12 protein-coding genes are annotated in these 12,250 nt (G+C 60.6%); all 12 read left to right on the plus strand.

Annotated features, from left to right (window positions below):
* Positions 1–38 precede the first annotated feature (38 nt).
* The 12 genes from FFI16_RS26180 (at position 39) to FFI16_RS26235 (ending at position 12,250) form a co-directional block, all read left to right on the plus strand.
* The gene (locus FFI16_RS26180; RefSeq protein WP_138813124.1) at positions 39–224 is read left to right on the plus strand and encodes a DUF1127 domain-containing protein; all 186 of its coding nucleotides are present in this window, start codon (positions 39–41) and stop codon (positions 222–224) included.
* Between the two features lie 159 nt (positions 225–383).
* A complete protein-coding gene (locus FFI16_RS26185; protein ID WP_056861033.1) occupies positions 384–704 on the plus strand; it encodes a DUF2388 domain-containing protein in 321 nt (106 codons plus the stop codon).
* Positions 705–811: 107 nt separating this feature from the next.
* Entirely contained in the window at positions 812–1,120 is a 309-nt protein-coding gene (locus tag FFI16_RS26190; RefSeq protein WP_138813125.1) for a DUF2388 domain-containing protein, read from the plus strand.
* 39 nt (positions 1,121–1,159) lie between these two features.
* Entirely contained in the window at positions 1,160–1,480 is a 321-nt protein-coding gene (locus tag FFI16_RS26195; protein ID WP_060756468.1) for a DUF2388 domain-containing protein, read from the plus strand.
* Positions 1,477–3,438 (plus strand): DUF4105 domain-containing protein, encoded by a 1,962-nt coding sequence (locus tag FFI16_RS26200; RefSeq protein WP_138813126.1) that lies wholly within the window; start codon positions 1,477–1,479, stop codon positions 3,436–3,438. The genes FFI16_RS26195 and FFI16_RS26200 overlap by 4 nt, the downstream gene beginning before the upstream one ends.
* A gap of 255 nt (positions 3,439–3,693) precedes the next feature.
* Complete coding sequence (locus FFI16_RS26205; RefSeq protein ID WP_138813127.1) at positions 3,694–5,001, plus strand: CitMHS family transporter; 1,308 nt, start codon at positions 3,694–3,696, stop codon at positions 4,999–5,001.
* Between the two features lie 65 nt (positions 5,002–5,066).
* Positions 5,067–5,834: a TerC family protein gene (locus FFI16_RS26210; RefSeq protein ID WP_017139071.1), complete on the plus strand. Its 768-nt coding sequence runs from the start codon at positions 5,067–5,069 to the stop codon at positions 5,832–5,834.
* Between the two features lie 211 nt (positions 5,835–6,045).
* On the plus strand, positions 6,046–7,704 hold the full coding sequence (locus tag FFI16_RS26215; protein WP_138813128.1) for a Na/Pi cotransporter family protein: 1,659 nt from the start codon (positions 6,046–6,048) through the stop codon (positions 7,702–7,704).
* A 58-nt stretch (positions 7,705–7,762) separates the two neighbouring features.
* Complete coding sequence (locus tag FFI16_RS26220; protein ID WP_138813129.1) at positions 7,763–9,145, plus strand: pitrilysin family protein; 1,383 nt, start codon at positions 7,763–7,765, stop codon at positions 9,143–9,145.
* 70 nt (positions 9,146–9,215) lie between these two features.
* Positions 9,216–10,247, plus strand: a complete 1,032-nt coding sequence (locus FFI16_RS26225) for a DUF5924 family protein (protein WP_138813130.1) — start codon at positions 9,216–9,218, stop codon at positions 10,245–10,247.
* A gap of 54 nt (positions 10,248–10,301) precedes the next feature.
* Positions 10,302–11,450 (plus strand): ABC transporter permease, encoded by a 1,149-nt coding sequence (locus FFI16_RS26230; protein WP_138813131.1) that lies wholly within the window; start codon positions 10,302–10,304, stop codon positions 11,448–11,450.
* A complete protein-coding gene (locus FFI16_RS26235) occupies positions 11,447–12,250 on the plus strand; it encodes an ABC transporter ATP-binding protein (RefSeq protein WP_017139076.1) in 804 nt (267 codons plus the stop codon). Before FFI16_RS26230 ends, FFI16_RS26235 begins: the two co-directional genes overlap by 4 nt.

The following is a 12,250-nucleotide window of genomic DNA, read 5'->3' on the forward strand; positions in this document are numbered from 1 at the left end:
CAAGATGGTGTTCCAAGACTTCATGGAAGGCCGTCGTCATGAATACACAAACGTCGCGCTACAAACAATTGATCATTCGAATGGCCTGCGCGCTGGCCAGATGGGCGCGACAGGCCCAAGAACGCCGCCAACTTGCGCAACTCGACCCTCGTGAATTGGCCGACGCCGGTATCAGCCAAGGTGACCGAACCGCCGAGCTGTCCAAGCCTTTCTGGCGTGACTAGGCCGATATAGGCTTTCCGAACAGATAAGCGGCAGCTTAAGATCCCGTTATCACGTGGCGAACCTTGTAGAACGGACGTCTGATGCTCAATCCGCAACAATGTCCGTTTCACAGTGGCCGCTTTGCGCCGCTTTATTTGATCTTCTACAGGAGTTATTCCATGTCCCGTCTTCGCCTGCTGAGTGCTGCCACCCTGTTGGCCCTGGCCGCCAACGCCAACGCGAGCAGCTTTATCGTGACCACCGACTCGATCGTCGGCGCCCTCAAAGCCACTTCCGATGCCAGCTCCGATGCCACGTCGTCCCTGCGTGACAACAAAGTCGTGCAAGCTGCTCGTGACGACGCCGCCAGCTTTGTCGCCAGCGAAGGCGCCATTCGTGGTGTGAAGCTGGAAAGCGCCCTGGCCCAGATCCGCCAACAAGCCCCGCAACTGAACACCGCGACCGACGCACAATTGGCACAGGCGATTCTGGCCATCTGATAATCCGGTAAACGCCAGGGCACGCCAGCCTCTACCAAATGTGTCAGCGCTGGCTCTCGCCCGGGCGTTGCGCTAGCCTTGGCGCTCGCTTTCAGTTGTCGAGTCCCATGGCTTTTTCATACCGCCTGTTGATCGTTCCCGTGTTGTTTTCCGCCTGCTGGTCATCCTTGGCTTCGGCCTTTGATGTGTCCACCCAGAGCACCGTCATCAGTGCCTACGCCACCAGCAAGGTGACGTCAGCGCCCTTTGACAGAAAATTGGTACTGGCCGCCCAGGATGACGCTGCCGCTTTTATCGCCACTGACGGCCAATGGCGGGGAGCCCGTCTGGAATCTGCGCTGGAATACCTGCGCCGAACCCAGCCAAAACTTCATGTCAGCGACCTTGAACTGGCGCAGGCAATTCTCGTCCAATAATCATCGTATATTTCTACCTTTGTATTTCGGAGTCATTCCATGCGTAGCCCGCTGATCGCTGCCGCTCTGGGCCTGCTGTTGTTGGCCGATGTTGCCCACGCGCAAACCCTGAAGGCCACCAGTAACATCATCGTGCGTGCCTCGGCGCGCACCATTGATTTCACTTCGGACACCACCACCTCCATCCGCGACTCCAAAATCGTGCGCGAAGCCCACGATGACGCTGCCAGCTTCGTCGCCTCCAACGGCGAAATCCGCGGCGCGCAGTTGGAAGCGGCCTTCGATACCCTGCGCACCCGCGTGCCGGAAGCCCGCGACGCCAGTGACCAGACCCTCGCCGAAGCTATCCTCGCTCTGTGAGGCGCCTGTTCGCCTGGCTACTGGCCGGGACTGTGCTGCTCTGTGCAGGCGCAGCCCAGGCCAGCCTGCAACTGCGGCTCAAGACCGATGGCTTGAGCCCGGCCGAACAGCAGGCCAGCCAGGCGTTGCTCGACGAAGCGATGCGCGCGCTGCCGCCGCGCTTTATCGAGCAGTTGGACCGACGCATTGATGTAGGCTGGACCGACAAGATGCCTGAAAATGCCTATGGCCAGGCTTCTCTGGTGTCCGAACTGGACCTGAACCAGAACCTGCTCGCCAGCCTCACCGACGGCAGCGCCGCCACCCAGAAGACCAATCGCCCCCACGGCACCGTGCTCCGCGAAATGCTCGCCACCGTGCTGCATGAGCTAACCCACATCTATGACCGTGCGCGCCTGTGGTCCACAGACGAGCGCCGCCTGATCCAACGCTGCAGCCGCCAGAACAACATCACCGGCCTGATCGGCCTGCCCGATCAATGCCGTGGCCAGAACGACCGTCGCTTCACCTTGAGTGACGACCCGCGCCTGCTGGACATTGCCGGCTGGCCCCAATACGTGGGCCGTCGCGGCGAGCGCGAGCAACACAATCATCAGGTCGCCCGCAGCCCGGACATCTACGAAACCACCAGCCCGCTGGAGTTCGTGGCGGTCAACATGGAGTACTTCCTCCTCGACCCAAGCTACGCCTGCCGTCGCCCCGCACTGTTTCGCTATTACAAGGAACACTTCGGCTGGGCACCGCCCGAGCAAGACACCTGCGCCAAGACCTACGCGTTCCTCAACGCCGGCAACGACTTCGCCAAAACGCCGCTGGGCCAGATCGACCCGGAGCGCGTGTATGAAATCGACTACCTGCTCGCCGAAGCTAACCAGAACCTGGTGAGCCGCTGGGGCCACAGCATGTTGCGCCTGGTGATCTGCGCACCCGGCCGCCCACGCGGCCCGGATTGCCGATTGGACCTGGACCAGCACCTGGTATTGTCCTACCGCGCATTTGTCGGTGACGTACAGCTATCGAGCTGGGATGGCCTGGTGGGCAAGTACCCATCGCGGCTGTTTGTGCTGCCGCTGGCGCAGGTGATCGACGAATACACCAAAACCGAGTTGCGCGGCCTGGCATCGGTGCCGCTCAAGCTCACCCGCCAAGAGATCAACGACACCGTCGAACATGCCGCCGAAATGCACTGGAGCTACGACGGCAATTACTTCTTCATCTCCAATAACTGTGCGGTGGAGAGCCTGAAGCTGCTGCGCAGCGGCAGCGCCAACCCGCAATTGACCGGCCTGGACAACATCACCCCCAACGGCCTGCTCGAGGTGCTCAGCGCCCGTGGCCTGGCTGACACCAACGTACTCAATGACAAGCGCGAAGCCTTGCGCCTGGGTTATCACTTCGACTCGTTCCGCGAACGCTATCAGGCAATGTTCGACGTGCTGCGCAAACACCTGCCGATCAAGCAGACTCAAGTTGAAGACTGGCTGTCCCTGAGTGCCGCAGAACGCCGCCAGTGGTTCACCCAGGCCGACCTGCGCACCAGCGCCGCGCTGCTGCTGCTCGAACAAGCCAGCTATCGCAAACAACTGATGCTGGCCCAGGACGAAGTCAAGCAGCGCTACCTCAATGCCCGTGAGCTGACAAACGGCGGCATGGAAAAAGCCAACAACACCCTGCAACAGATCCTCGCCAACAGCGGCTTCCTCAGCCGCCCGGCAGAGTTGCTCGACAGTGGCGGCTACGGCCTGCCGCAACCTTCGGAAGCCAAACGCCTGGAGTCGGAAAGTGCCGAGCGCCAGAAGCAACTGCAATCGTTGACCGGCGATCTGGATAAAGAGGTGAGGGCGCTGCTCGACCCTGCACGCGCCGACGAGATTGCCGCCTGCGAAGCCAACCTCAAGCAGATGGGCGAGCACCTGCGGGCCTTGCATAAAGCCTCGGGCGGTTTGGAGCTGCCCTGAGTCACCTAAAGAAAATTCCTACAAACCTTCCATCATCTGACTTACACGCCGAAAGCTGGCTGAAAGCTTCCCCGTCTAGGATCGCCACCACTGCCGGCAACAGACCGGCTGTAAACAACAACAATGGTGATTCCTGATGTCCGCTCCTACCCGCCTGTTCGCTCCAACTCCATCCGTACGCCACGTGCCTTTCGTACTGCGCTGACCCCAACCCGGTTCGCCATTCCCTAGCCGCGCTACGCCTGGAGTATTCCTATGCTGACTTTCCTTGGCTTTGCCATGGTCATCACGTTCATGTACCTGATCATGACCAAGCGCCTGTCTGCGCTGATTGCCTTGATCATTGTGCCGATCCTGTTCGCCCTGTTCGGTGGCTTCGCACCCGAGATCGGCCCGATGATGCTTGCAGGCATCACCAAGCTTGCGCCGACCGGCGTGATGCTGATGTTCGCCATTCTCTACTTTGCCCTGATGATCGACTCCGGCCTGTTCGACCCGGCCGTGCGCAAGATCCTCAAGATGGTCAAGGGCGACCCGCTGAAAGTTTCGGTCGGTACCGCCGTACTGGCCCTGGTGGTGTCCCTGGACGGTGACGGCGCCACCACTTACATGATCTGCGTGGCCGCCATGCTGCCGCTGTACCAGCGCATCGGCATGAGCCCGCGCATCATGGCCGGCCTGATCATCCTCGCCGGTGGCGTGATGAACATGACGCCGTGGGGCGGCCCGACGGCCCGTGCCGCCAGTGCGTTGCATGTAGACCCTTCGGATATTTTCGTACCGATGATCCCGGCCATGGCTGTCGGCGTAGTGGCGATCCTGGTGATTGCCTACATGTACGGCAAGCGCGAACGTGCCCGCCTGGGTGAACTGCACCTGCAGGGCGACGAGATCGATCACAGCGAGATCAGCGTGTCGCAATTCCCGGACGCCCGTCGTCCCAAGCTGATCTGGTTCAACGGCGCACTGACCTTCGCGCTGATGTGCACCCTGATTGCCGGCCTGTTGCCACTGCCGGTGCTGTTCATGGTCGCGTTCAGTATCGCGATGATCGTCAACTATCCATGCCTGCAAATGCAGAAAGACCGCATCGCCGCCCACGCCGGCAGCGTGCTGGCAGTGACGGGCTTGATCTTCGCCGCCGGTATCTTCACCGGTATCCTGTCGGGCACCGGCATGGTCGACGCCATGTCCAAGAGCCTGCTGGCGGTTATCCCGGATGCGCTGGGCCCGTACCTCGCAGTGATCACCGCCTTGGTGAGCATGCCGTTCACCTTCTTCATGTCCAACGATGCGTTCTACTACGGCGTATTGCCTGTGCTCGCTGAAGCGGCCAGTCATTACGGTATCACCGCCGTGGAAATGGCCCGTGCATCCATTGTTGGCCAACCCGTGCATTTGCTCAGCCCGCTGGTACCATCGACTTACCTGCTGGTGGCCCTGGCCGGGATCGAATTTGGCGATCACCAACGCTTTACCCTCAAGTGGGCAGTGCTGGTGTGCCTGTGCATAATGTTCGCCGCTTTGCTGATGGGGATTTTTCCGCTGTTCAGCACTCTATAATCGTAACGACCTGACCGCGCGGCGCTGCAGCTTGCGCGGTTTCACATTTGCTCAAAGGAATACACATGGAATGGCTGACCAATCCGGAAATCTGGATTGCCTTCTTCACCCTGACGGCGCTTGAGATCGTCCTGGGCATCGATAACATCATCATGATTTCGATCCTGGTCAGCCGCATGCCCAAGCATATGCAGGCGCGCACCCGGATCTTCGGCCTGGCCCTGGCCATGGTCACGCGAATCCTGTTGCTGCTGTCGATCACCTGGGTCATGCAACTCACTGCCGATCTGTTTGTGGTCTTCGGCCAGGGCATCTCCGGTCGCGATCTGATCCTGTTCTTCGGTGGCCTGTTCCTGCTGTGGAAAAGCTCCCAGGAGATGTACCACGCACTGGAAGGTGAAGACGAAACCCACGACGAGCCGGGCGGCAAGGGTGGCAAGTTCATCTACACCATCATCCAGATCGCGATCATCGATATCGTGTTCTCCCTGGACTCGGTGATCACTGCGGTCGGCATGGTTTCCCATGTACCGGTCATGGTCGCTGCGATCGTGGTAGCCGTACTGGTGATGATGCTGGCTGCGGGCACTATCAGCGAATTCATCGACAAGCACCCGTCGCTGAAGATGCTGGCGCTGTCGTTCCTGCTGGTGGTGGGTACGGTGCTGATCGCTGAATCCTTCGACGTGCATGTGCCAAAAGGCTACGTCTACTTCGCCATGGCGTTCTCGCTGGCAGTAGAAGCGGTGAACATCAAGATGCGCACCGCCATCGCGAAAAAGAAGAAACAGCAGGATCCTGTGAAACTGCGCAAGGACATTCCGGGTCAATAAACCTGACCCGCTGCTGAAATGGGGCGTTCGCGCCCCATTTTTTCATCTGCAGAAAACTGATTTCATGACAGTTTTGTTTCAATCCCCACTTTAGCTATGCGATGCTGGCGCAGAGCCCATTCGCCAACTACAGCTTAAGTACAAGACGTAGAACGGCACGCGGCAATTCTCATTTGCTCTTTGTGGAGCACACCCACACGGGGGGCCGAGCATGCTGACCTTGCTCAATCTGCTTTCCGCCGTGACCCTGCTTATCTGGGGCACGCACATCGTCCGTACCGGCATCTTGCGGGTCTACGGTTCCAACTTGCGCCAAGTCATCGGGCAGAACATGTCCAAGCGCTGGCTGGCGTTTATCGCCGGTATCCTGGTGACGGCCATGGTGCAGAGCAGTAACGCTACGGCGATGCTGGTGACGTCGTTTGTCGGCCAGGGCTTGATGGGCCTTATGCCGGCGCTGGCGACCATGCTCGGTGCCGACGTCGGTACGGCGTTGATGGCGCGGGTACTGACCTTCGACCTGTCCTGGCTGTCGCCGTTGCTGATTTTTCTTGGGGTGATTTTCTTCCTGTCGCGCAAACAGACGCGGGCAGGGCAGATGGGCCGCGTCGGCATCGGCCTGGGCCTGATCATTCTGGCGTTGCAACTGATTGTCGAAGCGGCCGGGCCAATCACCCATGCCCAGGGCGTCAAAGTCATCTTTGCCTCACTGACCGGCGATATTTTGCTGGATGCCTTGGTCGGCGCCCTGTTTGCGATGATTTCCTACTCCAGCCTGGCCGCCGTACTGCTGACCGCCACCCTGGCCGGCGCCGGTGTGATCGGCCTGCACGTGGCCATCGGCCTGGTGATCGGCGCCAACATCGGCAGTGGTGTGCTGGCCTTTCTCAGCACCAATATGCAGAACGCCGCCGGCCGCCAGGTCGCTCTGGGCAGCCTGCTGTACAAACTGATAGGCCTGTTGCTGATTATTCCGGTGCTCGACCCGCTCGTACGCTGGATGGATGGTTTGGACTACAGCGCACAAGGCATGGTCATCACCTTCCATGTGCTCTACAACACCACGCGCTGCCTGATCCTGCTGCCCACCATCGGGCCAATGGCCCGCCTGTGCGCCTGGTTGCTACCGGAGCAACAGGAAACCAACGGCAAAGCCAAACCGCGTCACCTGGACCTGGCCTCGCTCGCCACCCCCAGCCTGGCGCTGGCCAACGCGGCCCGCGAAACTTTGCGCCTGGGCGACCTGATCGACAACATGCTCACCGCCATGCTCGAAGTGCTGCGTGGCAAGCAAACCGCCATCACCCAGGAAATGCGCAGCCTCAGCGATGACGTCGAGGCCCTCTACAGCGCGATCAAGCTCTACTTGGCGCAAATGCCCCGCGAAGACCTCAGTGAACAGGACAGCCGCCGCTGGGCCGAGATCATCGAGCTGTCGATCAACCTCAAGCTGGCCGGCGACCTGATCGAGCGCATGCTGCGCAAAGTCCAGCAGCAGAAAACCTCACAGCGCCGGCAGTTCTCCGACGTCGGCCTGGAAGAACTGGCCGGTTTGCACAGCCAATTGATTGCCAACCTGCGCCTGGGCCTGTCGGTGTTCCTCAGTGCCGACCCCGAAAGCGCCCGCCAACTGCTGCGCGAAAAGCGCCGCTTTCGCGCCCAGGAGCGCCGCCTGGCCCACGCTCATGTCAGCCGTCTGCAGCGTAAAATCGTACAGAGCCTGGAGACCAGTTCCCTGCACCTTGAGCTGATTGCCGACATGAAGCGCCTGAATTCGCTGTTTTGCAGCAGTGCGTATGTCGTCCTGGAAACGACTGACACCGGCGCACTCTCCGCCGAAGATATTGCCGACATCACTCATTCGCCCTGAACGTACGATGGCTCGTGAAGTCAGTTAACAATGGACCTCACCCGCCAGGAAGCTTGTTATGCGTCGCCTGTTACTTGCCTGCCTGCTCATGGGCTCGGCACACACCTTTGCCTTTGACCGCCTGCAAGTCGAAGGCTACACCTTACCCAATGGCCTGCAATTGCTGCTTAAGCCGGGCACCGAGCGTGGGCACGTGGCGATCCGCCTGGTGGTGGGCGTAGGCCTGGATGACTTTCCCTGCGACGAAAAAGAACTGCCGCACCTGCTCGAACACTTGCTGTTCAGCGGCATCGACGGCGGTGGTGAAGGCGACCTCGAAGACCGCATGCAAGCCCTCGGCGGCGAATGGAACGCCTACACCAGCAATGCCGACACCACCTTTGTGATCGAAGCGCCCGCGCAAAACCAGCGCAAGGTGCTGGACCTGTTGCTGGCGATCCTCACCCGCACCGAACTGACCGACGCGAACATCAATGCCGCCAAACAAGTGGTCGAACGCGAAGATGGCGGCCATTACTCGCACCTGCAACGCCTGCTCGACCGCCAGGACCTGGGCCACACCGCCAGCAACCAATTAGCTGTCGAACTGGGGCTCAAATGCGCCGAACGTGCCGAAGTCAACCAACTGACTCGCGATCAGTTGCAGACCCTGCGCACGCATTGGTACGCGCCCAACAACATGACGCTGATCATCGTCGGCGACCTCGACAAACTGCTGCCGGCGTACCTGGAACGCACCTACGGTCAACTTGACCCGGTCGAACCCACTGAGCACCGGCCACTGCCGGAAATCCAGCACACCGCCGCCAGCCATCGCGACCTTATCCACGGCTGGGTGGGTGACAGTGCCAAACTGCACTGGCTGTTCCCCGAACCGGTATTGGACGACCAGCACGATGAAACCTACGACTTGCTCAAGGACTACCTCGACTGGGCGCTATACCGTCAGCTGCGCCTCAAGCATGGCTTGTCATACGGCCCGTGGAGCGAACGCGAAGTACTCGGCAGCGTCGGTTTCCTCAGCCTGAATGCCGACCTTGAGCGCGACAATCTGTCTGAGGCCGAACAGGTGTTGCAGGACCTCACGGCGCAACTGCTCAAGGACGGCCTCGACCCGGCCGTCTTCAAGCGCTTGCAACAAGCCGCCATCGCGCGCCAAGCCTGGGCGGTGCAGGGCAACAGTGCGCTGGCCGACTATTATTGGAGCGCTGCCGGCGACTATGCCGACGGCCATCTCACCGACCCGGCCAAGCGCATCAAGGCCGTCAACCTGGCGCAGACCAACCAGGCCATGCGCCAAGTGCTTAACCAGCCGGGCTACTGGCGCGTCGAAAAACCGCTGCTGAGCTATGACGCTCTGGGCTGGATCGGGGCCGGCCTGCTCGCGCTGATCGCCAGTGTGTTGATCGGCGTGCGTATTTATCGCAAACGGATCACGTAATGAGGCACCGAACACCGGGCTAAGACGTTATTCTGTCTGGGATTTTTCCTACACCAAGTGTGAATCGCCAATGCCAAATCTACCGCCCCTTATCCAGCGCATTATCGAACTGATCAAGCGCTACCCTGGGGTGATTGCACTCGGCGGTTTCATATCAGGTGTGGGCAGCTTCATCCTGGTGGATCGCCAGCAGGGCATGGCCAGTTGGATTGCGGTGATCATGCTCGTGAGCTGGCTATGGCTGATGCTGGAAAACAGCTTTACCCAGCTGTTCGCCAAAGTCTTCAAGCGCGAAATCCCCGAGCCGCTGCTGCGCTATGCGACTCAGATGATCCACCAGGAAAGCCTGTTTTTCGTATTGCCGTTCTTTTTCGTCACCACTGCCTGGAACAGCGGCCAGTCGGTGTTCACCGGCCTGCTCGGCGCGGCGGCGCTGGTGTCGATCACTGACCCGCTGTACTACAAGTGGCTGGCGCCCAAGCGCTCGCTGTTCCTGGCGCTGCACACCCTGACCTTGTTCGCGGCGTTGCTCACCGCACTGCCGATCATCCTGCACCTGACCACCGCCGAAAGTTACAAGTTGGCACTCGGCGTGGCCATGGCGTTGTCGATCCCAAGCCTGGCCGTGAGCTTGCCGCTGCGCAGCATCAAGGGCTGGGTGATGCTGCTCGGGGTCACGGCCGCCATTGGTTGCGCCGGCTGGTTCCTGCGCAGTTGGGTGCCGCCGGCCACATTGTGGATGACTGAAGTGGCGATCAGCACCGAGTTGCAAGACCGCACACCGGGCGATGACCTCAAGGAAGTCACCGCCGCCCAACTGCGCAGCGGCGGGCTGTACGCCTATACCGCGATCAACGCGCCACGCGGGCTGGATGAGCGGATTTACCATGTGTGGAAATTCAACGGCCAAGAGGTCGACCGCATTGCCCTGGATATCCATGGCGGGCGCAAGGAAGGCTACCGCGCCTGGACCCACAAGCAGAACTTCCCGGCCGACGCGGTCGGACGCTGGCAAGTGCGGGTGTTGACGGAAGACGGGCAAGTCATCGGTGTGCTGCGTTTCAAAGTCACTGACCCAGCACAAACGGACAACCCAAAGTAGGCCGTATCGTGCTATTACGTAGCAATTGTGGATAGCCAAACAAGCTCGGAGCTTATGACCACTCGTACCACGGCCGGCGCAGCCCACCTCGACACCTCCAGAGTTCCCCCGTTGCTCAGGATTACGGGGGACTGGACGCTTGCCCACTACGCCAATCTTAAAAAACTGAGCGACAAGCTCGACGGCCAATACGACGCCGGTGCGCGCATCGACCTCAATGGCCTCGGCGCCCTGGATACCGCCGGCGCCTCGTTGCTGGTCGAGTTGCTGGGCCCGGACCGTATCGAGCAATCCGCCGAGCAGACCGATTGCAGCTTATCCGCCGCTGACAGGGCACTGCTCAAAACCGTCTACCACTCCCTGAACGATTTCTGCGTACCCGACAAAGAGCCGGAAGAAGCCGCCGGTATCCAAGTGCTGGCGCGTATCGGCCGAGCTGTGGACACGGTTTGGCAGGACGGCATGAAACTGCTGGGTTTTATCGGCCTGATCCTCGAAACCTTCGCCCGTGGCGTGTTCCGTCCCAAGCGCTGGCGCATCACGCCAATGGTCGCGCATATCGAGCAAACCGGTCTCGACGCTGCGCCCATCGTCGCGTTACTGACCTTTCTGGTGGGCGCCGTGGTGGCGTTTCTCGGCGCTACCGTGCTTAAGAGCTTCGGCGCGACGATTTTTACCGTGGACTTGGTGGCGTTCTCTTTCCTGCGTGAATTCGGCGTATTGCTTACTGCCATCCTGATCGCCGGTCGCACAGCGAGTGCCTTTACCGCACAAATCGGCTCGATGAAGGCCAACGAAGAAATCGACGCGATCCGCACCCTGGGCCTGGACCCGATGGAGCTGCTGGTACTGCCACGGGTGATGGCGCTGTTGGTGTCGCTGCCGATGCTGACGTTTTTGGCGATGCTCTCGGGGATTGTCGGCGGCGGTGTGGTGTGCGCCGTGGCCCTGGATATTTCGCCAGCGATGTTTCTCTCGCTGCTGCAATCGGACATTGGTGTGCAGCATTTTCTGGTGGGCATGGTGAAAGCGCCGATTTTCGCGTTCCTGATCGCGGCGATTGGCTGCCTCGAAGGCTTCAAGGTCAGCGGCAGCGCCGAATCGGTCGGCGCCCACACCACCTCCAGCGTGGTGCAATCGATCTTTGTGGTGATCGTGCTGGATGCGGTCGCCGCGATGTTCTTTATGGAGATGGGCTGGTGAGTCGTCTACACCGTGCGCCCACTGAGGCGGTGATCGAAGTGCGCGGCCTGTGCAATCGCTTTGGCAGCCAGAGCGTGCACGAGAACCTCGATCTGGATTTGTACAAAGGTGAGATCCTCGCGGTGGTCGGCGGCTCCGGCAGCGGCAAGTCGGTGCTGCTGCGCAGCATCGTCGGCCTGCGGCGGCCCAGCGAAGGTGAGGTGCGGGTCTTTGGCAAGAACCTGCCCAATCTGTCCGAACATGAACGCTCGCTGGTGGAACGGCGCTTTGGCGTGCTGTTCCAGAAGGGCGCGCTGTTTTCCTCGTTGACGGTTACCGAAAACGTCGCCCTGCCGTTGATCGAACACGCGGGCCTTAGCCGTCGCGACGCCGAGCACCTGGCGGCGGTTAAACTCGCCTTGGCTGGGCTGCCTTTGTCGGCGGCGGACAAATACCCGGCGTCATTGTCCGGCGGCATGATCAAACGCGCGGCCCTGGCGCGGGCGCTGGCGTTGGATCCGGACATTCTGTTCCTGGACGAACCCACCGCCGGCCTCGACCCGATTGGCGCGGCGCAATTCGACCAACTGATCCTGACCCTGCGCGATGCACTGGGCCTGAGTGTGTTCCTGGTCACCCACGACCTCGACACGCTGTACACCATCACCGACCGTGTGGCGGTGTTGGCGCAGAAGAAAGTGCTGGTGGCCGACGCCATCGATGTTGTCTCGGAAACGGACGACGCCTGGATTCACGAATATTTCCACGGCCCCCGTGGCCGCGCGGCATTGGATGCAGCTCAATCGCTTAACGAGGTATGA

This window comes from Pseudomonas sp. KBS0710, assembly GCF_005938045.2.
In the GTDB taxonomy this organism is placed as follows: Bacteria; Pseudomonadota; Gammaproteobacteria; order Pseudomonadales; family Pseudomonadaceae; genus Aquipseudomonas.

Coding starts and splice junctions, on each gene's coding strand:
- FFI16_RS26180 (WP_138813124.1), top strand. CDS start 39: ATGAATACACAAACGTCGCGCTACAAACAATTGATCATTCGAATGGCC.
- FFI16_RS26185 (WP_056861033.1), top strand. CDS start 384: ATGTCCCGTCTTCGCCTGCTGAGTGCTGCCACCCTGTTGGCCCTGGCC.
- FFI16_RS26190 (WP_138813125.1), top strand. CDS start 812: ATGGCTTTTTCATACCGCCTGTTGATCGTTCCCGTGTTGTTTTCCGCC.
- FFI16_RS26195 (WP_060756468.1), top strand. CDS start 1,160: ATGCGTAGCCCGCTGATCGCTGCCGCTCTGGGCCTGCTGTTGTTGGCC.
- FFI16_RS26205 (WP_138813127.1), top strand. CDS start 3,694: ATGCTGACTTTCCTTGGCTTTGCCATGGTCATCACGTTCATGTACCTG.
- FFI16_RS26210 (WP_017139071.1), top strand. CDS start 5,067: ATGGAATGGCTGACCAATCCGGAAATCTGGATTGCCTTCTTCACCCTG.
- FFI16_RS26215 (WP_138813128.1), top strand. CDS start 6,046: ATGCTGACCTTGCTCAATCTGCTTTCCGCCGTGACCCTGCTTATCTGG.
- FFI16_RS26220 (WP_138813129.1), top strand. CDS start 7,763: ATGCGTCGCCTGTTACTTGCCTGCCTGCTCATGGGCTCGGCACACACC.
- FFI16_RS26225 (WP_138813130.1), top strand. CDS start 9,216: ATGCCAAATCTACCGCCCCTTATCCAGCGCATTATCGAACTGATCAAG.
- FFI16_RS26230 (WP_138813131.1), top strand. CDS start 10,302: ATGACCACTCGTACCACGGCCGGCGCAGCCCACCTCGACACCTCCAGA.